This window comes from Allostreptomyces psammosilenae (assembly GCF_013407765.1).
Classification (GTDB): domain Bacteria; phylum Actinomycetota; class Actinomycetes; order Streptomycetales; family Streptomycetaceae; genus Allostreptomyces; species Allostreptomyces psammosilenae.
Window position 1 is genome coordinate 4,391,526 of record NZ_JACBZD010000001.1, and the last position, 24,237, is coordinate 4,415,762.

Below are 24,237 nucleotides of genomic sequence, written 5' to 3' on the forward strand. Positions count from 1 at the left end.
ACCGACGGGCAGCGCGGCGGCCCCCTCCTGAGCGAGGGGGCTTTGTCGTTTCGTGGAGTCGAGGTCGAGAGAGAGCATGAACGAGCAGAGCGACACGGGCACGCACCGCTACACGGCGGAGCTGGCCGGACGGATCGAGCGGCACTGGCAGGACTACTGGGAGTCCGCGGGCACCTTCGAGGCGCCCAACCCCGCCGGCCCCCTCGGCGAGCCGGACAAGCTGGGCGACCGCCCGAAGGTGTACGCGATGGACATGTTCCCGTACCCCTCGGGGGCGGGCCTGCACGTCGGACACCCGCTCGGCTACATCGCCACCGACGTCTTCAGCCGGTACAAGCGGATGACCGGCCACAACGTCCTGCACACCCTCGGCTACGACGCCTTCGGCCTGCCCGCCGAGCAGTACGCGGTGCAGACCGGCACGCACCCGCGGGTGACCACCGAGGCCAACATCGCCAACATGCGCCGCCAGCTGCGCCGGCTGGGCCTGGGCCACGACTCCCGGCGGTCCGTCGCGACCACCGACCCGGAGTTCTACCGCTGGACGCAGTGGATCTTCCTGCAGATCTTCGACTCCTGGTACGACCCCGAGGCGCAGCGCGCCCGCCCGATCGCCGAGTTGCGCGCCAGCTTCGAGCGCGGTGAGCGGCCGACGCCGGACGGCCGCCCGTGGGCGGAGCTGGGCCGCGCCGAGCAGGAGGACGTGCTGAGCGGCTACCGGCTGGCCTACGCCGACGAGGCGCCGGTCAACTGGTGCCCGGGGCTGGGCACGGTGCTGGCGAACGAGGAGGTCACCGCCGAGGGCCGGTCCGAGCGCGGCAACTTCCCGGTCTTCAAGGCCAACCTGCGGCAGTGGAAGATGCGCATCACGGCCTACGCCGAGCGGCTGCTGCGGGACCTGGACCGGCTGGACTGGCCGGAGGCCATCAAGCTGCAGCAGCGGAACTGGATCGGCCGCTCCGAGGGCGCCCGGGTGGACTTCGCGCTGGACGGCCACCCGGAGCTGGGGCCGGTCACCGTCTTCACCACCCGTCCGGACACCCTGTTCGGCGCCACCTACATGGTGCTGGCCCCGGAGCACCCGCTGGTGGACGGGATCGTGCCGCAGGCGTGGCCGACCGGCCCGGACGGCGCCGAGCCGCCCGCCGCCTGGACCCGCGGCGCCGCCACGCCGGCGGAGGCCGTCGCGGCGTACCGCAAGGCGGTCGGCGGCGAGTCGGACGTGGAGCGGCTGGCGGAGACGCGGGAGAAGACCGGCGTCTTCACCGGCGGGTACGCGATCAACCCGGTCAACGGGGAGCGCATCCCGGTGTTCGTCGCCGACTACGTGCTGATGGGCTACGGCACCGGCGCCATCATGGCCGTGCCCGGCCACGACTCCCGGGACTTCGCCTTCGCGCGCGCCTTCGGCCTGCCGATCCGCTGCGTGGTCGCCCCGCCGGCCGACTCGGGGCTGGGCACCGACCCGGCGGCCTGGGACGACGCCTTCACCGCCAACACCGACGCCACACTGACGGCCTCCACCGGCGAGGGCCTGTCGCTGGACGGGCTGAGCGTGCCGGACGCCAAGAAGGCCGTCATCGGCTGGCTGGAGCAGCGCGGGCTGGGCGAGGGCACCGTCACCTACCGGCTGCGGGACTGGCTGTTCAGCCGGCAGCGGTACTGGGGCGAGCCCTTCCCGATCGTCTACGACGAGGACGGCGTGGCCGTTCCGCTGCCGGACTCCATGCTGCCGGTCGAGCTGCCGGAGATCGACGACTACCGGCCGCGGACCTTCGACCCGGAGGACGCCGACACCAGCCCGGAGACGCCGCTGTCCCGCAACCGGGAGTGGGTGGAGGTCACCCTCGACCTGGGCGACGGGCCGAAGCGCTACCGCCGTGAGACCAACACCATGCCCAACTGGGCCGGCTCGTGCTGGTACGAGCTGCGCTACCTGGACCCGACCAACACCGAGCGGCTGGTCGACCCGGCCGTCGAGGCGTACTGGATGGGGCCGAAGGACGGCACGGACGCCTCCACCGGCGACCCGGGCGGCGTGGACCTGTACGTGGGCGGCTCCGAGCACGCCGTCCTGCACCTGCTGTACGCGCGGTTCTGGCACAAGATCCTGTTCGACCTGGGGCACGTCTCCTCCGCGGAGCCGTTCCACCGGCTGTTCAACCAGGGCATGATCCAGGCTTACGCCTTCACCGACTCCCGGGGCGTGTACGTGCCGGCGGAGGAGGTCGTCGAGCGCGACGGCGGCTGGTTCTGGAACGACGAGCCGGTGCGGCGCGAGTACGGCAAGATGGGCAAGTCGCTGAAGAACTCGGTCACCCCCGACCAGATCTTCGAGGAGTACGGCGCGGACACGCTGCGGCTGTACGAGATGGCGATGGGGCCGCTGGACGTCTCGCGGCCGTGGGACACCCGCGCGGTGGTGGGCTCCTTCCGCTTCCTGCAGCGGCTGTGGCGCACCGTGGTGGACGAGGCCACCGGCGAGGTCGTGGTGGTCGACGAGCCGCTGGACGCGGAGACCGAGCGGCTGCTGCACCGGACGATCGACGGGATGCGCCGCGACATGGAGGGCCTGCGGTTCAACACGGCGATCGCCAAGGCCATCGAGTTCAACAACCACCTCACCAAGCGGGCGGCCGGCGGGCAGGCCACCCCGCGGGAGGCGGCCGAGAAGCTGGTGCTGCTGGTCGCCCCGCTGGCCCCGCACATCGCCGAGGAGCTGTGGCGGCGGCTGGGGCACGAGGGGTCGCTGGCCCACGAGCCGCTGCCGCAGGCCGACCCGGCGCTGCTCCGCGAGGAGACCGTGACCTGCGTGGTGCAGGTGCGCGGCAAGGTGCGGGCGCGCCTGGAGGTGCCGCCGTCCTCCAGCGAGGAGGAACTGCGCGCGCTGGCGCTGGCGGACGAGGGCGTGGTGGCGGCGCTCGGCGGCGCCGAGGTGCGGAAGGTGATCGTCCGGGCGCCCAAGCTGGTGAACATCGTCCCGGCCTGACCGTTCGGCCCGATCGTTCGGCCCGATCGTTCGGCCTGACCGCTCGCCGCCGTCGGTGTGACGCCGTCGGCCCGGCGCGGCCGCTCCCCGTGGGGGGCGCGCCGCGCGGGGCCGGCGGCGTCGGCGCGTTCCGGCGCCTTCCTGCCCGGCCCGGCGTGCGCCCGTGCGGGCCCGCGTGGTTCGGCGGTGATGGCGGGCGCGCGCACTGACGGAACCCCGGGACCCCTCGCTACCGTTGACGGGGAAGGGGGCGCCCGAGCGGAGGAGGCGAACGGTGCCGGAAGTCCAACTCGCCGACGGAGGAGATGCCATCTTGACCGTCTTCGGCATGCTGGCGGTCCTCTTCGTGCTGGTCACCACGCTGTCCGTGTACGCCGCCGTGCGGGTCAAGCGCACCGTCGAGCAGCGGGTGATCCCCCAGGTGCGGCGCACCGCGGAGGACGCCGCCCTCCAGGTGCGCAGCCGGACCCGTCCCGGCCTGGCCGGGCGGATCGCCGCGGCCCGGCTGGCGCTGCGCGGCAGTCTGCAGCAGACCCGGCAGGTGCTGGCCGCCTCGGTCGAGGCCGACCCGCAGCTGCGGGACTCCCTGGCCATGCTGGACGCGCTGGCCGAGCCGGCCGCCGGGCTCGACGCCGAGCTGGGCGCCCTGGAGCGCGAGGTGGACGACGCCCGGACCGGGCAGCGCTTCGAGGCGCTGCGCCCGCAGGTCGAGCAGATCGTGGAGGCGTCCGACGCGCTGCGCCGCGCGGCGCGGGAGCGTCGCTACCGGACGGACGCGCACGACCTGTCCCGGCTGACCGACGCCATCCGCACGGAGACCGAGGCCCTGCGGCACTGGGAGAGCGCGTCCGGTCCGGCCCCCTCCGACGGGGCCGCCTCCGACGCCGGCGCGGGGGAGCCGGCGCGGGAGGAACGGCGGGAGCGGGGTGGCCGCGGCGGCGCGCCGGGAGGGCGGCCTTCGCTCGGCAAGCGTGATCCGGACGCCGGCCGGTGGGGCACGCTCGGCGCCTTCGGCACGGCCTCGCCCGGCGATCCGGCGGCGGAGCCGGAGGCGGATCCCCGCCGCTCCGGGCCGACCCGTCAGGACCGGCCGCGCCCCACGGGGGAGTCCGGCTAGCGGCGGTGACGGGCCGTGGGGCGGACCGGAGCGCCCGGTTCCGCCCGGTGGCCGGCCCCGCCACCCGTGCCGGTTCGGGAGCCTCGCTGTGCCCGCGGTGGGGCTGCGGGTACCCTCGCGCCCATGCCCCACCCCGTCGCCCTCGTCACCGACTCCACGGCCTACCTGCCGCACAGCGCCGTGGAACGGCACCGCGTCACGGTCGTGCCGCTGACCGTGGTGATGGGTGGCCAGGCGCTGGAGGAGGGCACCGAGGTGTCGCCGCGCTCGGTCGCCTACGCCCTGCAGCGGCTGCGCACCGTGACCACCTCCCGGCCGCCCATCCAACACTTCGTCGACGCCTACCGGGCGGCCGCCGAGGCCGGCGCCGAGGCGGTGGTGTCGGTGCACATCTCGGCGCAGCTGTCCGGGACGGTGGAGGCGGCGGAGCTGGCGGCGGCGCAGTCGCCGATCCCGGTGCGGGTGGTGGACAGCCAGATGGTGGGCATGGCGCTCGGTTACGCGGTGCTCAGCGCCGCCCGGGCGGCCGAGGCGGGCGGCGGGCTGGAGGAGGTGGCGACGGCCGCCCAGCACCGCCTGGCGGGCACCCGGGCCTACTTCTACGTGGACACCCTGGAGTACCTGCGCCGCGGCGGCCGGATCGGCGCCGCTCGCGCGCTGCTCGGCTCCGCGCTGGCGGTCAAGCCGCTGCTGCACCTGTCGGAGGGGCGGATCCTGCCGTTGGAGAAGGTGCGCACGGCCTCCCGGGCGATCGCCCGGCTGGAGGAGCTGGCCGTGGAGTACGCGGCGGCGGAGCGGGTGGACGTGGCGGTGCACCACCTGGCCGCCGCCGAGCGGGCGGTGCCGCTGGCCGAGCGGCTGCGTGAACGGATTCCCAACCTGCGCGACCTCTACGTGGAGGAGGTCGGCGCGGTGATCGGCGCGCACGTCGGGCCGGGGCTGCTGGCGATCGTGGTGTCCCCGCACTGACCTGCGGTTCTCCTGGGGCCGGCGAAGTTATCCACAGGCAGAAGTGGGGGCTGTCGCGCCCCCGTGCCGGCGACCTAGCGTCAGGACATGGACACCGAACGCCTTCCCGGCCCCGCCTCCGCTTCCGTCTCCGCTTCCGGCACCGCCTCCGCTCCCGTCGCCGCTCCAGCCCGTCTCGCCCCTGCCGCCCGTCCCGCCCGTGCCGACGCCGCCGCCGGTCCGGTGCCCGCCCCCGCCGGGCCGCGCGCCGCGACCGGCCCCGGCACCCCGCCGGAGGCGGCCGAGCACGCCCGTGCCCGGATGCGGGCGCTGTTCGACGCCGCCGCCCCGCGCCGGCCGCTGCTGGTCCTCGGGCAGCCGCCGGGCCCGGCCACCCACGCGCCGCCGCCCGGGGAGGCGCCGCCCGGCGAGGCTCCGTCCCCGGCGGCGTCGTCCGGCGAGGCGTCGCCCGGGGGCGCGTCGTCGTCCGCCGGGGCGTCCGCCGCCGGGTCGCCGTCCGCCGGGCCGTCGGCGCCGGGTGGGCCGCCGGCCTCGCGAGCGGGGGCGGCCGGCCGGGTCCGGCGCCCGCTGCTCGCCCTGCGCCGGCGCGCGGGCGCCGCCCGGGAGACCGTGCGGCTCGGCCTGGACGGCCGCTCCCTGCTGGCGCTGGCCGCCGTGCTGGTGGTCGCCGCCGCGCTGGCCGTGCACCACCTCTGGCTCGCCCGGCCGCGCGCCGTCGAGATCCCGGCCGTCACCGCGGCGGCCGAGCCCGCCCAGGACCCGCCGGAGGCTCCCGGCGCCACCGCCCACCCGGAGGGCCCGGAGGACCTCCCGGCGGAGGCCCCGTCACCCCCGGCGCAGCCGGCCTCGACCGCGCCGCCCTCCGCGTCCGGCGCCCTGGTGGTGCACGTCGCCGGGCGGGTCGAGGAGCCGGGGGTTCGTGAACTGCCGGCCGGCTCCCGGGTGGCCGACGCGGTGGCCGCGGCGGGCGGCGCCCTGCCCGGCGTCGACACCACCTCACTGAACCTGGCCCGGCCGCTCAGCGACGGCGAGCAGATCCTGGTCGGCCTGCCCGCGGCCTCCGGTGCCCCGCCGGTCGCGCCGGACGGCCCCGAGACCCCCGGACCGGCCGCCGTGGCCGCGCCGGTGAGTCTCAACCAGGCCACGGCCGCACAGCTGGACGCGCTGCCCGGCGTCGGCCCGGTGCTGGCCCAGCGGATCATCGACCACCGCGAGGACCGCGGCGGCTTCACCTCGGTCGACGAACTGCGCGACGTGGACGGCATCGGGGACCAGCGGTTCGCCGAGATCGAGGAACTGGTGCGGCTGTGACCGGCCTCCTCCCGCTCCCCGCGCCGGCGACGGCCGTGCCCCGTCCCGCGGCAGCGGCGTCCCGCCCGCCGGCCGCACCCACCGACCTGCGGCTGGCGCTCCCCGCCGGGGTCGCCTGGGCCGCCGCCGCGGCCGCCCTGTCCGGGACGCCCGGGGCGGCCTGGGCGGCCGCCGGGGTGCTGCTGGCGGCGGCCGTCGTGGCCTGGGCGGTCGCCCGCCCGGGCCGCTCGGCGGTGCGGCGCCGGGCCGGGCCGCCGCGCCGGGGCTTGACGGTCGTCGGCGCCCTGCTGTGCGCGGCGGTGGTGTGCGCCGCCTGCGCGGCCCGGCTGACCACGGTCCGCGGCGGTCCGTTGGCCGAGCCGGCCGCCCGCCGGGCCACGGTCACCGCCTGGTTCACCGTCACCGCGGACCCGGAGCGGAGCCCCGCCGCCGGCGCCCCGCTCGCCGAGCACGACCAGGCGACGCTCGAAGTCCGGGTGGAACGGGTCGCGCTGCCGGGCGAGGGCCCGCCGCGGCGGCTGCGCGCGCCGGTCCTGCTCGTGGTCACCGGCGGGCCGACCGGCGCCTGGCTGGACCTCCAGCCCTCCACCCGGGTGGAGGCGACCGTCCAGCTCGCCGAGGCCGGGCCCGGGGAGCACCTCGCGGCGGTCGCCTTCGCCCACGGCCCGCCGCGCGTCCTCGCCGCGCCCCACCCGGTGCAGCGGGCCGCGGAGACCTTCCGGGCCGGCCTGCGCGCCGTCACCGACCGGCTGCACCCACACGCGCGGGCGCTGCTCCCGGGCCTCGTGGTGGGTGACACCTCCCGGATGCCGGACGGACTGACCGAGGCGTTCCGCCGCACCGACCTGCTGCACCTGACCGCCGTCTCCGGCACCAACCTCACCATCCTGCTGGCGGTGGTGGTCGGGCCGGGCGGACTGTCCCGGGCGGCCCGGTCCGAGCGAGGCGGGCCGGCCGGCCGGCTGGGCCTGCCGCTGCGGTGGGTGGCCGCCCTGGGGACGCTGCTGGTGGTCGCCTTCGTGGTGCTGTGCCGGCCGCAGCCGAGCGTGCTGCGGGCGGCGGCGATGGGCCTGATCGGCATGGCGGCGCTCGCCCTGGGCCGGCGGCGGCAGGCGGTGCCGGCCGTGGCGGGGGCGACGCTGGCGCTGCTGCTGCTCGACCCCTGGCTCTCCCGGTCCTGGGGGTTCGCCCTCTCCGTGGCCGCCACCACGGCCCTGGTCACGCTGGGCCGGCGCTGGGGCGAGGCGCTGTGCCGCCGGGGGTGGCCGGGGCCGCCGGCCCGGTTGGTGGGCGGCGCGGCAGCCGTCCAGGTGTGCTGCGCCCCGCTGGCGGTGGTGTTCACCGGGCAGGCCAGCGTGGTGGGCGTGGTCTGCAACCTGCTGGTGGAGCCGGCGGTGGCCCCGGCCACCGTGCTGGGCTTCCTGGCGCTGGGCTGTGCCCCGTTCGCGCCCGCGGTGGGCGGCGCGCTGGCCTGGCTGGCGGCCTGGCCGGCGCGCTGGATCGCGGCCGTGGCCGAGCAGGGCGCCGCCCTGCCGGGCGCCACGGTGGCCTGGCCGTCCGGTTGGGCCGGTGGGGCGCTGCTCGCGGTGGTCGCCACGGCGCTGGTGGCCGTCGCGCGCCGGGCGGCGCGGCGGCCGCCGGTGGCCGCGCTGGCCGCCGTGGCGCTGCTGCTGGCGCTGGTGCGCCCGCAGCCGGTGACCGGCGCCCTGACCGCCCCGCTGACCGGCTGGCCGCCGGCGGGGTGGCGTCTGGTGGCCTGTGACGTCGGCCAGGGCGACGCGCTGGTGGTGCGCGCCGGCGAGGGCAGCGCCCTGGTGATCGACGCGGGCCCCGACCCGGAGGCGGTGGACGACTGCCTGCGCGACCTCGGGGTGCGCAGCGTGCCGCTGGTGATCCTGACCCACCCGCACGCCGATCACGTCGCGGGCCTGCCCGGGGTGTTGCGCGGCCGGGCGGTGGGGGCCGTGCAGGTTCCGCCGCCGCCGACGCCCGAGGACCGGGCGCGGTGGTGGGCGGACGACGCGGACGACGCGGCCGAGGAACTGGTGGCCCGCTGGGCGGAGGAGGCCGGGGTGCCGCTGCTCCTGGCGGCGGCCGGTGAGCGGCGCGCCGTGGGCGGGGTGAGCTGGCGGGTGCTGTGGCCGCGCGCCGGGCCGGACGGAACGCTGCTGTCCTCGGCGCAGGCCCGGGCGGCCCCGGGGCACAACAACAGCAGCGTCGCCCTGGAGATGGAGGTGGACGGTCTGCGCGTGGTGGCCCTCGGCGACCTGGAGCCGGAGGCGCAGCGGTTGCTGATGCGGGAACACCCGGAGCTGCCCGCGGCCGACGTGCTGAAGGTCGCCCACCACGGCTCCGGCATGCAGGAGCACGAGCTGACCGGCCGGCTGGCGCCGCGGGTGGCGGTGATCTCCTGCGGCGCCGGCAACGGCTACGGGCATCCGGCGCCGACCACCCTGCGGGCCCTGGAGGCGGTGGGGGCGACGGTGCTGCGCACGGACCGGCACGGCGACGTCGCGGTCGCCGGCGGCGGGGACGCCCCGCGCGCGGTGATCCGCGGCTCCTCGGCCTCCGACGACCGCGGCTAGTCGAACTCCAGCCAGCCCTCGTACTCGGCGACCCGCTCGCGCAGGGCGGCGACGTCCTCGGCCGTCAGGTGTCCGGCGGGGTCCTCCAGGACCACCAGCCACTGGGCGTCCTCGGCGTCGTCCTCACCGGCCAGGTACTCGCGGACGACGCGGGGAGCGGGCAGCCCCGGGTGTCGCGCGGCCACCTCGTGGGCCAGCTCCTCGGCGTCGTCGCGGTCGGCGAGGACGAGCAGCAGCGCGGTGTCGGGGGCGTGGGCGGTGTCGTGCTCCATGCCCCCCATTCTGGGGTGGTGGGCCGGGTGGGCCGTCGCCCGCCCCGGAGCGCCCGGGAGCGCGCAGGCCGCGTCCCGGGCGGCCCGTGCACCGGTGGCCCGTGCACCGGTGGCCCGCGTACCCGTGCCGGGGGTGTCCGGGCGGCGTGCCATGCTGGTGCGGTGGCCAGGAAGAAGGACGAGGACGATCTGCTCGCGCCGGTGACGCTGGCGGTCGGCCCGGAGGAGTTGCTGCAGGACCGCGTCGCCGCGGCGGTGCTGCGGGCCGCCCGCGAGGTCGATCCGGACACCGACGTCAACGATCTGCAGCCCGGCTCGCTCCAGCCGGGGCGGCTGGCCGAACTGCTCAGCCCGTCGCTGTTCGCCGAGCGCAAGGTGATCGTGGTGCGCGCGGCGCAGGACCTCGGCGCGGACGTGATCAAGGAGCTGAAGGCGTACCTGGCCGCGCCGGACGAGTCCACGGCGCTGGTGCTGCTGCACGCGGGCGGCGCCAAGGGCAAGGGGCTGCTGGACGCGGCCCGCAAGGCGGGGGCCCGTGAGGTGGCGTGCGCCAAGCTCACCAAGGCCGCCGAGCGCCTGGCGTTCGTCCGCGGCGAGTTCCGCGCGGCCGGGCGGCAGGCCAGCGAGGACGCCTGCCGCAGCCTGCTGGACGCGGTCGGCAGCGACCTGCGCGAGCTGGCCTCGGCCTGTGCCCAGCTGGTGGCGGACATCGAGGGGCCGGTGGACGCCGCCGCCGTGGCCCGCTACTACTCCGGGCGGGCGGAGGCGACGAGCTTCCAGGTCGCCGACCGGGCCGTGGAGGGGCGGGCGGCGGAGGCGCTGGAGCAGCTGCGCTGGGCCCTGGCCGTGGGGGTGGCCCCGGTGCTGGTGACCAGTGCGCTGGCGCAGAGCGTGCGGGCGATCGGCAAGGTGGGGTCGGCGCAGCAGCGCGGGGTGCGCGGTGCCGACCTGGCGCGGGAGCTCGGGATGCCGCCGTGGAAGGTGGAGCAGACCCGCAAGCAGGCGCGCTCGTGGAGCCCGCAGGGGGTGGCGTTGGCGCTGCGGGCGGTGGCCGAGGCCGATCTGGCGGTCAAGGGCGGCGGTTACGACCCGGCCTATGCCCTGGAGCGGGCGGTGGTGACGATCTCCCGGGCGGCCCGGATGCGTTGAGCGGCGCACGGCGGCCACCCGCCTGGGCGGCCGCCGTGGGCGGCCAATCGTGGTGGCCGGCCGTGGAACGGCGAAGCGCCGGGACCGTCCTGGGGAGGCAGGTCCCGGCGCTTCGTCGTGCAGCTGGGTCGGCGCGCCCGCGTGGCGAACAGGCCGGTGCGCGCCGGATGACGGCGGTCGGGGGCCGCGCTGGCCTCCTGCCCGAGGGGGCCGGGAGGCGGAGAGAGGGGCGGCGGCGAACCCGGTGCCGGGGAGGGGTCAGCCCTGGAGGGAGGCGACCTGGGAAGCCAGGGCCGACTTCTTGTTGGCGGCCTGGTTCTTGTGGATCACGCCCTTGGAGACGGCCTTGTCCAGCTTGCGGCTGGCCAGGCGGGCGGCCGCGGTGGCCTTCTCGACGTCGCCGGCGGCGACGGCCTCACGGGTGCTGCGGATCGCGGTCTTCAGCTCCGACTTGACGGCCTTGTTCCGCTGGCGCGCCTTCTCGTTGGTCTTGATCCGCTTGATCTGGGACTTGATGTTCGCCACGAATAGCCTCTTGCTTCTCGCCTTGGTGGGTGTCGCCGCACGCGGGCGTGCCGCGCGCAGTGGAACAGGTTACCAGCGGGGCGAATCGGGCCCAAACCGGAGCGGGGCCCGGAACGTGGGACGATGGGAGGGTTCCCCTAGACCGCTGCCACCGGTTGGCCGGTCTAATCGGCCCGTCTTCGAGAATCTGGACCCCGAGTGCCCGCGACCCCCACGAACGTGCCGGAGCCGAGCCGCACCGATCCGGCGCTGATCCGCAACTTCTGCATCATCGCCCACATCGACCACGGCAAGTCCACGCTCGCCGACCGGATGCTGCAGCTCACCGGTGTGGTCGAGCAGCGCCAGATGCGCGCCCAGTACCTGGACCGCATGGACATCGAGCGTGAGCGCGGCATCACGATCAAGTCGCAGGCGGTGCGGCTGCCGTGGGCGCCGGTCCGGGGCGAGGACGGCGCGGTGGGCCGGACCCACATCCTCAACCTCATCGACACGCCGGGTCACGTCGACTTCACCTACGAGGTCTCCCGTTCGCTGGCGGCCTGCGAGGGCGCGATCCTGCTGGTGGACGCCGCGCAGGGGATCGAGGCCCAGACGCTGGCCAACCTCTACCTGGCGCTGGAGAACGACCTCACCATCATCCCGGTGCTGAACAAGATCGACCTGCCGGCGGCGCAGCCGGAGAAGTACGCCGCGGAGCTGGCGCACATCATCGGCTGCGACGCGGCGGACGTGCTGAAGGTCTCGGCGAAGACCGGCCAGGGCGTGGAGGAGCTGCTGGACGAGTGCGTCCGGCAGATCCCGGCGCCGGTGGGGAATCCGGACGGCCCGGCGCGGGCGATGATCTTCGACTCGGTCTACGACTCCTACCGGGGCGTGGTCACCTACGTGCGGGTGGTCGACGGGCAGCTCTCCAAGCGGGAGCGGATCGCCATGATGTCGACCAAGGCGAGCCACGAGCTGCTGGAGATCGGGGTGATCTCGCCGGAGCCGAAGGCCGCCGACGGCCTGGGCGTGGGCGAGGTGGGGTACCTGATCACCGGCGTGAAGGACGTGCGCCAGTCCAAGGTGGGTGACACGATCACCTCGGCCAGCAAGGGGGCCGTCGAGCCGCTGGGGGGCTACAAGGACCCCAAGCCGATGGTGTTCTCCGGCCTGTACCCGATCGACGGCTCGGACTACCCGCTGCTGCGCGACGCGCTGGACAAGCTGCTGCTCAACGACGCGGCGCTGGTGTACGAGCCGGAGACCTCGGCGGCGCTGGGCTTCGGTTTCCGGGTGGGCTTCCTCGGCCTGCTGCACCTGGAGATCATCCGGGAGCGGCTGGAGCGGGAGTTCAACCTCGACCTGATCGCCACGGCGCCGAACGTGGTGTACCGGGTGGTGATGGAGGACGGCACCGAACACGTCGTCACCAACCCGAGCGAGTTCCCGGAGGGGAAGATCGCCGAGGTGCACGAGCCGATGGTGCGGGCCACCGTGCTGACGCCGAACGACTTCGTCGGCGCGGTCATGGAGCTGTGCCAGTCGCGGCGCGGCAACATGCAGGGGATGGACTACCTCTCCGAGGACCGGGTGGAGCTGCGGTACACCCTCCCGCTCGCGGAGATCGTCTTCGACTTCTTCGACGCGCTGAAGTCGAAGACCCGCGGGTACGCCTCGCTGGACTACGAGCCGACCGGGGAGCAGTCCGCGGCCCTGGTGAAGGTGGACGTGCTGCTGCACGGGGAGAAGGTGGACGCCTTCTCGGCGATCGTGCACAAGGACAAGGCGTACCACTACGGCGTCCAGATGGCCTCGAAGCTGCGTGAGCTGATCCCGCGCCAGCAGTTCGAGGTGCCGATCCAGGCCGCCATCGGCGCGCGGGTGATCGCGCGTGAGACGGTGCGCGCGATCCGCAAGGACGTGCTGGCCAAGTGCTACGGCGGTGACATCTCGCGCAAGCGCAAGCTGCTGGAGAAGCAGAAGGAAGGCAAGAAGCGGATGAAGATGGTGGGGCGCGTGGAGGTGCCCCAGGAGGCCTTCATCGCGGCCCTGTCCACCGACACCGACGGCGGCGGCGGCGACAAGGGCAAGAAGTAGCGCCCGGTAGCGGGGAGCGTCCCGGTGGGGGGCGGCGTGCGGGAGCGCGCCGCCCCCCACCGGCGTGTTCGCCGCGTGCAACTCCTCCTGGACTCATCGGGTGATCTGAAAATCAGACCTTATTTCCGGTTGCGTAGTGTGTTCATCGGGTTACTAATGGTGGTGACGGCGCTCCCGCACCGCAGATCCGACCAGCGGGAGCGGGCGGTGTGACAGTCGCACCGCCTGAGCGTCCTGAAGGAGGAACCGTCACATGAGCATCACCCAGCGCATCGCCACCGTGGCCGTCGGCGCCGTCGTCGCCCTGGGCCTCGGCACCCCGGCCTACGCCGCCGACGCGTTCGAAGACGACGTGGTCGGCATCTTCGACGACAAGGTGTTCGTCTCGCAGCTCGACTTCGCCAAGGCCGGCGACGCGTTCGCGGTCGACGGCTTCAACGCCCTCATCGGCGACGACGCGCTGCTGTTCGAGGACTTCGAGTTCGCGAGCACCGACCTGTTCGGTGACTTCGACGACGACAAGGACGACGACGACAAGGACGACGACAAGAAGGACGACTTCAAGGACGACGACAAGAAGGACGACGACAAGAAGTACTGAGCCTCGCTCGGTCGATAGTCGTCACCCATAGCGCCCGCCCTGGCGGTGCGCGGCGAGGGAGGCGGGCCCGTACGGGCCCGCCTCCCGTGCGTGCCCGGTGTGCTCTCTTCGGGTGGTTCGGGCGATCAGCCCCCGCCGTTCGATTGCGGACGGTGTCCGCCGCGCCACTAATGGCCAGTGACGCTACCCGGCGGGCCCCGGCCGACCGGGCGACGGCGTGAGGGACGCGCCGCCGGACGTCTCCAAGGGAGGTAACCGTCTCATGAGCAGCAAGGTGACCCGGCGCGCCGCGGTCGCGGTGGCCGGCGCCGCGATGGCTCTCGCCCCCGGCGCCACGGCGCACGCCCAGGGCAGCGGCGAGGTCGACTGGTTCAGCTGGCGACCGTGGGGCTTCCAGGCCGCCCAGGACCAGTACGCCCGGACCGGGTGCACCGTCGCGGAGACCGGCTGGTACATCGACTCGCGCGGCACCTGGACCTCCTACCTGCACGCCGACACCGACGCCTGCCGGTAGCACCCGCGCCGGCGCGAACCCTCCAGGCGGGCCCGCTCACGGGCCCGCCTGCGGCATGCCCACGGCCGCGAGGCCCGCGGTCCGCGCAGAAGGCGGCCGTCGCGGCCTTCCGCCAACCGCACTCGGGCGCCTACCCTGACGCCCACTACGGTCGGTAGTGGGCGGTGGTCCCCCCTGGTCCGCCCCAGGCCCCCGGCCACCCACGCCGCGCACAAGGGAGGTATCCGTGAGTGATCCCCGACTCGCGGCGGCCGCCGCCCACCCGGCCGCGTCCGGCCGGACCGCCGGCGGTCTCACCGGCAGCCCGTACGGCCGGCACGTCGACGAACTGATCGCCCGCCGCCCGGAGTCGGTGGCGCACCTGCTGCTGGACCGGGCCGCCGCCACCCCCGACGCCGAGGCCTACCGCCACCCCGTGCCCGCCCGGACCGGCGGGGCCGAGGAGTGGCGCTCACTCACCTGGCGGGAAACCCTGGAGCGGGTCGAGGCCATCGCCGCCGGCCTGATGAGCCTCGGCATCCTGCCCGAGGACCGGGTCGCCATCGCCGCCGGCACCCGCGTCGAATGGGTGTTCGCCGACTTCGGCGTGATGTGCTCCGGCGCCGCGACCACCACCGTCTACCCCAGCACCAACGCGGACGAGTGCGCCTTCATCCTCGCCGACTCCGGCAGCCGCGCCGTCTTCGCCGAGAACCCCGACCAGTTCGCCAAGATCCACAGCGTCCGCGAGCGGCTGCCCGAACTCCGCACCGTCGTGTTGTTCGACGGCCCCGTTCCCGAGGAGGCCGCCTCCTTCGGCGGCGAGGTGATCACCCTCGCGGAGCTGGAGCGCCGCGGCGCCGCCCACCTGGCCAACCACCCCGACGCGGTCCGCCGCGCCGTGGCCGGCATCCGGCGCGACCACCTCGCCACGCTCATCTACACCTCCGGCACCACCGGCCGGCCCAAGGGCGTCCGGCTCAACCACGACTGCTGGGCCTACGAGGCCGTCGCCCAGCAGGCCGCCCCCGGCCTGCTGCGCCCGGACGACCTGCAGTACATGTGGCTGCCGCTGTCCCACGTCTTCGGCAAGACCCTCACCTCCGGCCAGCTCGCCGTGGGCTTCCCCACGGCGGTCGACGGACGGGTGGACCGCATCGTGGCCAACCTCCCGGTCGTCCGGCCCACCTTCATGGCCGCCGCGCCGCGCGTCTTCGAGAAGATCTACGCCGGCGTCGCCGCCCGCGCCCAGGCCGCGGGCGGGGCGCGGAGCCGGATCTTCGGCTGGGCCGCCGACGTCGCCCGGCGCTGGGCGAAGACCCGCCAGGACACCCAGCGCCGCACCGGGCGGGCCAGCGTGCCGTTCGGCCTCGCCGTGCAGCACGCGATCGCCGACCGCCTGGTCTACCGGCGGATCCGCGCGGCCATGGGCGGCCGGATGCGCTGCTGCATATCCGGCTCCGCCGCGCTCTCCCCGGAGATCGGCTACTTCTTCCTCGGCGCCGGGGTGCCCGTCCTAGAGGGCTACGGGCTGACCGAGACCAGCGCCGGCTCCTGCGTCAACCTCGACGACCGGTTCGTCATCGGCACCGTCGGCCCGCCGCTGCCCGGCACCGAGGTGCGCGTCGCCGACGACGGCGAGCTGCTGGTGCGCGGCCCGGGCGTGATGAGCGGCTACCACGGCCGTCCCGACCTGACCGCCGAGGTGCTCCAGGAGGACGGCTGGTTCCACACCGGCGACATCGGCGAGATCACCGAGGAGGGACACGTCCGCGTCACCGACCGCAAGAAGGACCTGATCAAGACCTCCAACGGCAAGTACGTCGCCCCCTCGCTGGTCGAGGGCCTGGTCAAGGCCACCTGCCCGTACGTGGGCAACGTCGTCGTGATCGGCGACAAGCGCAGCTACTGCACGGCGGTGATCACCCTCGACGAGCCGGCGCTGCTGGGCTGGGCCGGGCAGCACGGCCTCGGCCACCTGGGCTTCGCCGAGCTGGTGGCCCACCCGCGGGTCCGCGCGCTCGTCCAGGGCTACGTCGACCGGGTCAACGGCGGACTCCAGCGCTGGCAGACGATCAAGAGGTTCACCCTGCTGCCGCGCGACCTGTCGGTGGAGACCGGTGAGCTCACCCCCAGCCTCAAGGTCAAGCGCCCCGTGGTGGAGCGCCTGCACCGCGAGGCGATCGAGGAGATGTACCGGGCCGGCCGGGCCGGCTGAGCCACCCGGTCGGAGCCGGCCGGCGCGGGGCGGGGAGGACGGGGCGGGGAGGACGGGGAGCGGCGGAGGAGAGCGGGGGAGGGGACGGCGGAGCGGGCCGCCGGCAACGGCCCGCTCGGGGGGATACTGGACCAATGCCCTCCGCACTTCCCGACGGCGAGCCGGTGCCCACCGACGGCGCGCTGCCCGCCCCGGCCCTCGCCGAGCTCGGCGAGCGGCCGTTCGGCTTCTACCTGCACGTCCCCTACTGCGCCACCCGCTGCGGCTACTGCGACTTCAACACCTACACCGCCGCCGAGCTGCGCGGGCGCGGCGGCGCCCTGGCCTCCCGGGAGAACTACGCGGCCACCCTGGTCGAGGAGGTGCGGCTGGCCCGCCGGGTGCTCTCCCAGGGCCCGCGCGGGGCCGTGGACCTGCCGGTGCGCACCGTGTTCGTCGGCGGCGGCACGCCCACCCTGCTGCCCGCCGCCGACCTCGCCCGGATGCTGACCGCCATCCGCGACGAGTTCGGCCTCGCCGACGACGCCGAGGTCACCACCGAGGCCAACCCCGACTCGGTGGACGCCGGCTACCTCGCCGCGCTGCGCGAGGCCGGCTTCAACCGCGTCTCCTTCGGCATGCAGTCCGCCCGCCCCCACGTGCTGCGCGTCCTGGAGCGCACCCACACCCCCGGGCGGCCCGAGTGGTGCGTCGCCCAGGCCCGCGCCGCCGGTTTCGAGCACGTCAACCTGGACCTCATCTACGGCACCCCGGGCGAGAGCGACGACGACTGGCGGGCCTCCCTGGAGGCGGCGCTCGGCGCCGGCCCGGACCACGTCTCCGCCTACGCCCTGATCGTCGAGGAGGGCACCCGGCTGGCCGCGCGCATCCGGCGCGGCGAACTGCCCATGACCGACGACGACGAGCACGCCGACCGCTACCTGATCGCCGACGAACTGCTCTCCGCCGCCGGACTGGACTGGTACGAGGTCTCCAACTGGGCCGCCTCGCCCGAGGCCCGCTGCCGCCACAACGAGCTGTACTGGACCGGCGCGGACTGGTGGGGCGCCGGGCCGGGCGCGCACAGCCACGTCGGCGGGGTCCGCTGGTGGAACGTCAAACACCCCGCCGCCTACGCCGAGCGGCTCGCCGCCGACGCCTCCCCCGGCCACGGCCGCGAACTGCTCACCCCCGAGGACCGGCGCGTGGAGCGCATCCTGCTGGAGCTCCGGCTGCGCTCCGGCTGCCCGCTGGACCTGCTGCGCCCCGACGGCCGGCTGGCCGCCGAACGGGCCCTCGCCGACGGCCTGCTGCAGGAGGAACCGTGGAAGGAGGGGCGGGCCGTGCTCACCCTGCGCGGACGGCTGCTCGCCGACGCCCTGGTGCGCGACCTGGTGGACTGACCGCCCGCGCCCGACGACCGGGCGGGCGTCTCAGGCGGTGACGAAGTCGATCAGCTCCTCCACCCGCCCCAGCAGCTCCGGCTCCAGGTCACGGTAGGAACCCACCGCCCCCAGGATCCGCCGCCACGCCGCCGGGGTGTCCACCGGCCACCCCAGCGCCCGGCACACGCCCTCCTTCCACGGCACGCCGCGCGGCACCGCCGGCCATCCGGCGATCCCCAGCGACGCCGGCTTGACCGCCTGCCACACGTCCACGAAGGGGTGCCCCACCACCAGCACGTGCTCGCCGCGCACCTGGTCGGCGATCCGCCGCTCCTTGCTCCCCGGCACCAGGTGGTCCACCAGCACGCCGAGGCGCCGCCCGGCCTCCGGGCGGAACGCCCGGACGATCTCCGGCAGGTCGTCCACCCCCTCCAGGTACTCCACGACCACGCCCTCCACCCGCAGGTCGTCCCCCCACACCCGCTCCACCAGCTCCGCGTCGTGCCGGCCCTCCACGTAGATCCGGCTGGCGCGGGCGGTGCGGGCCGGGGCGTCCGGCACCGCGAGGGACCCGGAGGCGGTGAGCCGCGGGCGCGGCGGGGCGGGGGCGCGCTCCGCCTTCGCGGGGACCAGCGTCACCGGGCGCCCCTCCAGCAGGAAGCGCCCCGGCTCCAGGGGGAAGGCCCGCCGCCTGCCGAAGCGGTCCTCCAGGGTGACCACCACGCCCTCCGGCATCCGTTCGGTGCCGATCACAGCCCCGCACCACCCGGTGGCGGCGTCCTCCACCACCAGGTCCGGCTCGGCCGGCACCTCGGGGACACTCCTCGGCTTCTTCCACGGCGGGGTCAGGTCGGGCCCGTAGCTCCTGCTGCGCATGGCCGAGAGGGTAGACGCACCCACGCCGGCCCCGCCGGCACGACCCGGCGGCGCGCCGACGCGCCCGGCGGCGCCTCCACGGCCGCGCGTTCAGCCGGCGCCGCCGCCCGGCCGCCCGTCGCCGGCCGCGCGGGCGGCCAGTTCGGCGCGCTGCCGCCGGACGAATCCGGCGTCCACCGCCGCCCCGTGCCCCGGCAGGTACACCGCGTCCGGCCCGCCCAGGGCGAGCAGCCGGTCCAGCGCCTCCGGCCAGGCGCCGGGGAAGGAGTCCGGCCCGGCCTGCGGCGGCCCGGACTCCTCCACCAGGTCCCCGCAGTACACCACCGCCCGGGCCCCCGGGGCCGCGCGCCCGCCCGAGGCCGGCGGCACCCGCACCACCAGGTCGTGCCCGGTGTGCCCGGGACCGGGGTGCAGCAGCTCCACCCGGCGGCCCCCGCCCAGGTCGAGCACGGCCGAGGCGGCCACCGGAAGGTCCACGACGGCCGGCGGCCACGGCGTGTCCCGCACCTCGGCCTCCGGCACGCCCCAGCGCACGGCGTCCGCCCGCAGCTCGGCCTCACCGGCCGCCAGGTAGCCGGTCAACCCCGGATGGGCGGCGACCAGCACCGCCGGGTCGGCGGCGCGGAAGGCCGGCGTGCCGAAGCAGTGGTCGAAGTGCCCGTGGGTGATCACCAGGTGCGTCGGCGGGCGGCCGAACCGCCGCGTCACCTCCGCGCGCAGCCACGCCCCCCGCTCGGGCGAACTCCCGGTGTCCACCACGAGCAGCCCGTCCGACCCGGACACCACGCCGATCCCGAGCTCCAACTCCGCCAGCCGCAGGCGGTGGCACCCCGGCCCGTGCTCTTCCCAGACACCCCGTGTGGACGGCATGCAGCGCAGCCTGCCACAGCCGCCGCGGTGTCCGGCCGGTGCGGCTCGGCCGTGTCCGCGCCGGAGCCGCTCCCTCCGGGGCCGCATTCGCCCTGGACACGCGTCATCCCGGTCGAGCGTGCGGGGCCGTACACTGGCGGGGACGGATGATCTGGCACTCCGGCGGTCGGAGTGCCAGGCGGGGAAGCCGGGCGGCGGGCGTCTGGAGGTGCGTGCCATGGTGGAAGATCGCAAGCTGGAAGTCCTGCGCGCGATCGTCCAGGACTACGTGGGCACGCAGGAGCCGGTGGGCTCGAAGGCGCTCGTGGAGCGCCACAACCTCGGCGTCTCTCCAGCCACGATCCGCAACGACATGGCGGCGCTGGAGGAGGAGGGCTACATCCACCAGCCGCACACCAGCGCCGGCCGGGTGCCCACCGACAAGGGCTACCGGCTGTTCGTCGACCGGCTGGCGAGCGTCAAGCCGCTCTCCCAGCCGGAGCGCCGGGCCATCTCCAACTTCCTGGAGGGCGCGGTGGACCTGGACGACGTGGTCGCCCGCACCGTGCGGCTGCTGGCGCAGCTCACCCGGCAGGTGGCGATCGTCCAGTACCCCTCGCTCACCCGTTCCACGGTGCGTCACATCGAGCTGCTCGGCCTGGCACCGTCCCGCATCATGCTGGTGCTGATCACCGACACCGGGCGGGTGGAGCAGCGCAACATCGAGACCCCGGGCGACGTCGGCGAGACCTTCCTCGCCGACCTGCGCGCGCGGATCAACAGCGTCACCTCGGGGCGTCGCTTCACCGACGTCCCGGAGCTGCTCGACGGTCTCCCGGAGTCGTTCGCCGTCGACGAACAGCCGGTGGTCCGGCAGGTGATCGCCACCCTCCTGGAGACCCTCGCCGAGCAGACCGAGGAACGCATCATGCTCGGCGGCACGGCCAACCTCACGCGCTTCGGCCACGACTTCCCGATGACGATCCGGCCGGTGCTGGAGGCGTTGGAGGAGCAGGTGGTGCTGCTCCGGCTGCTGGGGGAGGCCGGCGAGTCGGCCATGATGGTGCGCATCGGCCACGAGAACGACCACGAGGGGCTCTCCTCGGCGTCCGTCGTCTCCGTCGGCTACGGTTCGGGCGGCGAGGCCGTCGCCAAGCTGGGCGTGGTCGGCCCGACCCGCATGGACTACCCGGGAACGATGGGAGCGGTACGCGCAGTGGCACGGTACGTCGGACAGATCCTGGCGGAGTCATAGGTGGCCACGGACTACTACGCAGTGTTGGGCGTCCGGAAGGACGCGACCGCAGACGAGATCAAGAAGGCGTTCCGGCGCCTGGCCCGCGAGCTGCACCCTGACGTCAATCCCGACCCGAAGACGCAGGAGAAGTTCAAGGAGATCAACGCGGCCTACGAGGTCCTCTCCGATCCGCAGAAGCGGCAGGTCTACGACCTCGGCGGCGATCCGCTGTCCAGCAGCGGCGGCGGCGCCGGAGGGTTCGGCGGCGGAGCGGCCGGCTTCGGTTTCAGCGACATCATGGACGCCTTCTTCGGCACGGCGGCGCAGCGCGGCCCGCGCTCGCGCACCCGCCGGGGCCAGGACGCCATGATCCGGGTCGAGATCACCCTGGAGGAGGCGGCGTTCGGCGCCACCAAGGAGCTCCAGGTGGACACGGCCGTGGTCTGCGCCACCTGCAACGGCGAGGGCGCCGCCCCGGGGACCTCCGCGCAGACCTGTGACATGTGTCGCGGGCGCGGTGAGGTCAGCCAGGTCACCCGCTCCTTCCTCGGCCAGGTGATGACCTCCCGGCCGTGCCCGCAGTGCCAGGGCTTCGGCACCGTGGTGCCCAACCCGTGCCCGGAGTGCGCGGGGGACGGCCGGGTGCGGTCCCGCCGCACCCTGAAGGTCAAGATCCCGGCCGGCGTGGACACCGGAACCCGCATCCAGCTCGCCGGCGAGGGCGAGGTCGGCCCGGGTGGCGGCCCGGCCGGCGACCTCTACGTGGAGATCGCCGAGCGTTCGCACCCGGTGTTCCAGCGGCGCGGCGACGACCTGCACTGCACGGTGACCATCCCGATGACGGCGGCGGCGCTCGGAACCAAGGTCCCGCTGGAGACCCTGGACGGCACGGCCGAGGTGGACATCCGCCCCGGTACCCAGTCCGGGCAGTCCATCCCGCTGCGCGAGCGCGGCATCACCCACCTGCGGGCGGGCGGACGCGGCGACCTCATCGTGCACGTCGAGGTGCAGACGCCCGGCAAGCTGGACGCCGAGCAGGAGGAACTGCTGCGCCGCCTGGCGAAGCTGCGCGGCGAGGAGCGGCCCGCGGGCCAGTTCTCCCCGGGCCAGCAGGGCCTGTTCTCCCGCCTGAAGGACGCGCTGAACGGCCGCTGAGGCGGCCCGGACGAACCGCCCGACGCCCGGTCGGGCGCCCACACCCGGACGGGGTGGGCGCCCGACCGGGCGTCGTCGCGTCCGGAGGCAAGTCGCCGGACGAGTTCGTGACAGTCCTATGAAAATTCCGTGAGAGGACTGTTGTGCAGGGCAATCCCATGCAGAACGGACAAAGACCCTTGATCGCCGCAAGTGGGCCTTGACCCGGAAACACCGCTACCAGCAGGCTGAACCGCCTGATCCCCGGCGTTCCGTCCCCGCGATAAGGATCCGTCATGTCCGTTCGTTCCACGACCATGGCCCGTTGGGCGGTGATCCCCGCCGCCGCGTCGCTCGCCGTCATGGCCGGGGCCGCCACGGCCACCGCCGCCGACTCCACGTACACCGTGGAGCTGCGCCAGGAGCTTCCGCGCACCGCCACCACCGACGACGGTGGCGCCCCGCAGCAGGGTCGCGACGGCTGCCCGGGAATCCCCGAGGGGCAGGACGGGTGGCACTTCGTGCTCCCGGGCAACTCCTCCGACTTCGTCACGCTCACCGTGACCTTCGAGCCGGGCGGGCAGCAGGTGATCACCGACTTCGGCCCGCCGTCGGACAAGCACGCCTACGTGGCGTCGGAGCCGGGCGCCACGCTCACCTCGGCCGTCGCCGAGGTGCGGGGCGGCGAGCTGGAGCTGTTCAACCTGTCGCACACCTGCCCCGCCGAGGACGACTCCACGGAGACCACCGGGGGCTCGTCGGAGGGCTCCGACCAGGGCGGCACCACCGGTGAGACGAGCTCCGGCGGGGCCACCACCGGCGAGACCTCCACCGGTGGTTCCGGTGAGGCCACCACCGGTGGGACCACCACCGGCGGCTCCGGCGAGGCCACCACCGGCGGCGCCAGCACCGGCGGTTCGGGTGAGGTCACCTCTGGGGGGGCCACGACCGGCGGCTCCGGGGAGACCACCACCGGTGGTTCCGGTGAGGCCACCACCGGCGAGACCACCACGGGCTCCACGGGCGAGCCGGGCGTGGCGGGCGGCACCGAGCCGTCCGACGGCGCCTCCGCCCCGGCGCCGGCCGAGTCCGCCCCGGCGACCTCGCCGGACGACGACGGCGACGGCTCCCTGGCGCAGACCGGCGCCTCCATCACCGTCACCTCGATCGCGGCGGCGCTGCTGCTCGGTGTCGGCGCACTGCTCCTGGTGCGCCGCCGCTCCGCCCGCTCGGGCAGCTGACCCACCCCAAGCCGAAACGACGCCGGGGCGCTTCCTCGCCGGGGAGCGCCCCGGCGCCGTCGCGTCGGCCGTCCGCCCGCGCCGACGGCTGCTGATTGACTGGACCCATGACCGCACCTGTCTTCCTCCTCGGCACGGGCGAGCCGACCGATCCCGACGCCGCCGCGACCACCTCCCCGCTCGCCGCCGCCGCTCCCGGCCAGCACCTCCGCCTCGACGGGCCCGAGGGCAGGCACGCGGTCGCGGTGCGGCGGATGCGCGTCGGCGAGGAACTGGTGCTCACCGACGGGGCGGGACGCGGGGCCCTGGCGGAGGTGAGCGAACTCGACGGCAAGCAGGCGCTGGTCGCCACCGTGCTGGAGGTGCTGGACGAGCCCGAGCCGCGCCCCCGCATCACCGTCGTGCAGGCCCTTCCCAAGGGAGACCGCGGCGAACTCGCCGTGGAGACCATGACCGAGGTGGGCGTGGACGCCATCGTCCCCTGGCAGGCCTCCCGCTGCGTCACCCAGTGGAAGGGGGAGCGCGGCGCGAAGTCGCTCCTGAAGTGGCGGGCCACCGCCCGCGAGGCCGCCAAGCAGGCCCGCCGGCTGCGGTTCCCCGCCGTGCACCAGCCGATGTCCACCGCGGCGGTGACCCGGCTGCTCGCCGAGGCGGCATGGCCGGTGGTGCTGCACGAGGAGGGCACCGCGCCGCTCGCCGGCCCCGCCGCCCCCGCGGTCCCCACCACCGGCGAGATCGTGCTGGTGGTCGGCCCGGAGGGCGGGGTGGCCCCGGAGGAGCTGGCGGCCTTCGCGGAGGCCGGTGCCACGCCGCGCCGCCTGGGTCGCACCGTGCTGCGCACCTCCACGGCGGGCACCGCCGCCGCGGCGGTCCTCCTCGCCGCGTCCGGGCGCTGGAGCTCCCCGGACGCCTGAGCGCCGGCGTCCGCCCGGCCGCGCGTCCGGCGGCCGGGCGCCCCATCCCTCCACCACGGCCCGCGGTCGCGGCCCCCACCCCTCCCGCCCCTCCCGCGCCCGGTCGTGTCCGGCCCCGGTGGACGCGACGTCAAGAAACCGTGGACCGTGCGTCAACGACTTCCTGACCGTGTTCAAACATCCTGATGTCGCGTCATCCCAGGCCGCGCCCCCCGCCCCACAGGCGGCGAGCGCGGCCTGAGTGGTGCCTTCCGACAAGCGGGTCGCCCCGCCTCGGCGGCGGCCCTTCACAGAGACGGGGACACGGGATG

Annotated in this window: 19 protein-coding genes; 15 read left to right on the top strand and 4 right to left on the bottom strand. The window is 75.3% G+C overall.

What is annotated here, in order from left to right; all coding sequences use genetic code 11:
• The first annotated feature begins 76 nt into the window (after positions 1-76).
• The 5 genes from FHU37_RS18155 (at position 77) to FHU37_RS18175 (ending at position 8,971) form a co-directional block, all read left to right on the top strand.
• Positions 77-2,989 (top strand): leucine--tRNA ligase, encoded by a 2,913-nt coding sequence (locus tag FHU37_RS18155; protein WP_179815201.1) that lies wholly within the window; start codon positions 77-79, stop codon positions 2,987-2,989.
• A 313-nt stretch (positions 2,990-3,302) separates the two neighbouring features.
• Positions 3,303-4,106 (top strand): hypothetical protein, encoded by an 804-nt coding sequence (locus tag FHU37_RS18160; RefSeq protein ID WP_179815202.1) that lies wholly within the window; start codon positions 3,303-3,305, stop codon positions 4,104-4,106.
• Positions 4,107-4,229: 123 nt separating this feature from the next.
• Positions 4,230-5,075: a DegV family protein gene (locus tag FHU37_RS18165; RefSeq protein WP_179815203.1), complete on the top strand. Its 846-nt coding sequence runs from the start codon at positions 4,230-4,232 to the stop codon at positions 5,073-5,075.
• Between the two features lie 87 nt (positions 5,076-5,162).
• Entirely contained in the window at positions 5,163-6,386 is a 1,224-nt protein-coding gene (locus FHU37_RS18170) for a ComEA family DNA-binding protein (RefSeq protein WP_246449977.1), read from the top strand.
• Positions 6,383-8,971 (top strand): ComEC/Rec2 family competence protein, encoded by a 2,589-nt coding sequence (locus FHU37_RS18175; RefSeq protein ID WP_179815204.1) that lies wholly within the window; start codon positions 6,383-6,385, stop codon positions 8,969-8,971. Before FHU37_RS18170 ends, FHU37_RS18175 begins: the two co-directional genes overlap by 4 nt.
• Here the strand turns inward: FHU37_RS18175 and FHU37_RS18180 are convergent.
• Positions 8,968-9,243 carry a hypothetical protein gene (locus tag FHU37_RS18180; RefSeq protein ID WP_179815205.1) on the bottom strand — a complete coding sequence of 92 codons (276 nt, stop codon included), beginning with the start codon at positions 9,241-9,243 and terminating at the stop codon, positions 8,968-8,970. The two genes, FHU37_RS18175 and FHU37_RS18180, sit on opposite strands and share 4 nt — an antisense overlap.
• A 162-nt stretch (positions 9,244-9,405) precedes the next feature.
• Between FHU37_RS18180 and holA the strand changes: the two genes are divergently transcribed.
• Positions 9,406-10,392: a DNA polymerase III subunit delta gene (gene holA / locus FHU37_RS18185; RefSeq protein WP_179815206.1), complete on the top strand. Its 987-nt coding sequence runs from the start codon at positions 9,406-9,408 to the stop codon at positions 10,390-10,392.
• Between the two features lie 258 nt (positions 10,393-10,650).
• On the opposite strand, the gene rpsT is transcribed toward holA, so the two are convergent.
• On the bottom strand, positions 10,651-10,917 hold the full coding sequence (gene rpsT, locus FHU37_RS18190) for a 30S ribosomal protein S20 (protein ID WP_179815207.1): 267 nt from the start codon (positions 10,915-10,917) through the stop codon (positions 10,651-10,653).
• Between the two features lie 198 nt (positions 10,918-11,115).
• On the opposite strand from rpsT, the gene lepA reads away from it, so the two are divergent.
• The 5 genes from lepA (at position 11,116) to hemW (ending at position 17,693) form a co-directional block, all read left to right on the top strand.
• Positions 11,116-12,999 carry a translation elongation factor 4 gene (lepA, locus tag FHU37_RS18195; RefSeq protein WP_179815208.1) on the top strand — a complete coding sequence of 628 codons (1,884 nt, stop codon included), beginning with the start codon at positions 11,116-11,118 and terminating at the stop codon, positions 12,997-12,999.
• A gap of 253 nt (positions 13,000-13,252) precedes the next feature.
• Positions 13,253-13,600 carry a hypothetical protein gene (locus FHU37_RS18200; protein WP_179815209.1) on the top strand — a complete coding sequence of 116 codons (348 nt, stop codon included), beginning with the start codon at positions 13,253-13,255 and terminating at the stop codon, positions 13,598-13,600.
• Positions 13,601-13,862: 262 nt separating this feature from the next.
• On the top strand, positions 13,863-14,114 hold the full coding sequence (locus FHU37_RS18205) for a hypothetical protein (protein ID WP_179815210.1): 252 nt from the start codon (positions 13,863-13,865) through the stop codon (positions 14,112-14,114).
• A gap of 328 nt (positions 14,115-14,442) precedes the next feature.
• Positions 14,443-16,311, top strand: coding sequence for an AMP-dependent synthetase/ligase (locus tag FHU37_RS18210; RefSeq protein WP_179816369.1), 1,869 nt, complete (start codon positions 14,443-14,445; stop codon positions 16,309-16,311).
• A 134-nt stretch (positions 16,312-16,445) separates the two neighbouring features.
• Positions 16,446-17,693 carry a radical SAM family heme chaperone HemW gene (gene hemW / locus FHU37_RS18215; protein ID WP_179815211.1) on the top strand — a complete coding sequence of 416 codons (1,248 nt, stop codon included), beginning with the start codon at positions 16,446-16,448 and terminating at the stop codon, positions 17,691-17,693.
• Positions 17,694-17,723: 30 nt separating this feature from the next.
• On the opposite strand, the gene FHU37_RS18220 is transcribed toward hemW, so the two are convergent.
• A complete protein-coding gene (locus FHU37_RS18220) occupies positions 17,724-18,551 on the bottom strand; it encodes a DUF3097 domain-containing protein (RefSeq protein ID WP_179815212.1) in 828 nt (275 codons plus the stop codon).
• A 90-nt stretch (positions 18,552-18,641) separates the two neighbouring features.
• Positions 18,642-19,421: an MBL fold metallo-hydrolase gene (locus FHU37_RS18225; RefSeq protein WP_179815213.1), complete on the bottom strand. Its 780-nt coding sequence runs from the start codon at positions 19,419-19,421 to the stop codon at positions 18,642-18,644.
• A 217-nt stretch (positions 19,422-19,638) separates the two neighbouring features.
• On the opposite strand from FHU37_RS18225, the gene hrcA reads away from it, so the two are divergent.
• The 4 genes from hrcA to FHU37_RS18245 all read left to right on the top strand — a co-directional run bounded on the left by hrcA (position 19,639) and on the right by FHU37_RS18245 (position 23,926).
• Entirely contained in the window at positions 19,639-20,655 is a 1,017-nt protein-coding gene (gene hrcA, locus FHU37_RS18230; protein ID WP_179815214.1) for a heat-inducible transcriptional repressor HrcA, read from the top strand.
• Positions 20,656-21,792, top strand: a complete 1,137-nt coding sequence (gene dnaJ, locus FHU37_RS18235) for a molecular chaperone DnaJ (protein ID WP_179815215.1) — start codon at positions 20,656-20,658, stop codon at positions 21,790-21,792. It abuts the gene before it with no gap.
• Between the two features lie 275 nt (positions 21,793-22,067).
• Positions 22,068-23,012 (top strand): LPXTG cell wall anchor domain-containing protein, encoded by a 945-nt coding sequence (locus tag FHU37_RS18240; protein ID WP_246449979.1) that lies wholly within the window; start codon positions 22,068-22,070, stop codon positions 23,010-23,012.
• 107 nt (positions 23,013-23,119) lie between these two features.
• Complete coding sequence (locus FHU37_RS18245) at positions 23,120-23,926, top strand: 16S rRNA (uracil(1498)-N(3))-methyltransferase (protein WP_179815216.1); 807 nt, start codon at positions 23,120-23,122, stop codon at positions 23,924-23,926.
• Positions 23,927-24,237: the final 311 nt, after the last annotated feature.

Bases quoted from the DNA above. Each gene is read 5' to 3' on its own strand.
- hemW (WP_179815211.1), top strand. From the start codon at position 16,446: ATGCCCTCCGCACTTCCCGACGGCGAGCCGGTGCCCACCGACGGCGCG.
- FHU37_RS18170 (WP_246449977.1), top strand. From the start codon at position 5,163: ATGGACACCGAACGCCTTCCCGGCCCCGCCTCCGCTTCCGTCTCCGCT.
- FHU37_RS18200 (WP_179815209.1), top strand. From the start codon at position 13,253: ATGAGCATCACCCAGCGCATCGCCACCGTGGCCGTCGGCGCCGTCGTC.
- FHU37_RS18220 (WP_179815212.1), bottom strand. From the start codon at position 18,551: ATGCGCAGCAGGAGCTACGGGCCCGACCTGACCCCGCCGTGGAAGAAG.
- FHU37_RS18240 (WP_246449979.1), top strand. From the start codon at position 22,068: ATGTCCGTTCGTTCCACGACCATGGCCCGTTGGGCGGTGATCCCCGCC.
- FHU37_RS18155 (WP_179815201.1), top strand. From the start codon at position 77: ATGAACGAGCAGAGCGACACGGGCACGCACCGCTACACGGCGGAGCTG.
- FHU37_RS18180 (WP_179815205.1), bottom strand. From the start codon at position 9,243: ATGGAGCACGACACCGCCCACGCCCCCGACACCGCGCTGCTGCTCGTC.
- FHU37_RS18165 (WP_179815203.1), top strand. From the start codon at position 4,230: ATGCCCCACCCCGTCGCCCTCGTCACCGACTCCACGGCCTACCTGCCG.
- FHU37_RS18225 (WP_179815213.1), bottom strand. From the start codon at position 19,421: ATGCCGTCCACACGGGGTGTCTGGGAAGAGCACGGGCCGGGGTGCCAC.
- FHU37_RS18245 (WP_179815216.1), top strand. From the start codon at position 23,120: ATGACCGCACCTGTCTTCCTCCTCGGCACGGGCGAGCCGACCGATCCC.
- FHU37_RS18205 (WP_179815210.1), top strand. From the start codon at position 13,863: ATGAGCAGCAAGGTGACCCGGCGCGCCGCGGTCGCGGTGGCCGGCGCC.
- hrcA (WP_179815214.1), top strand. From the start codon at position 19,639: ATGGTGGAAGATCGCAAGCTGGAAGTCCTGCGCGCGATCGTCCAGGAC.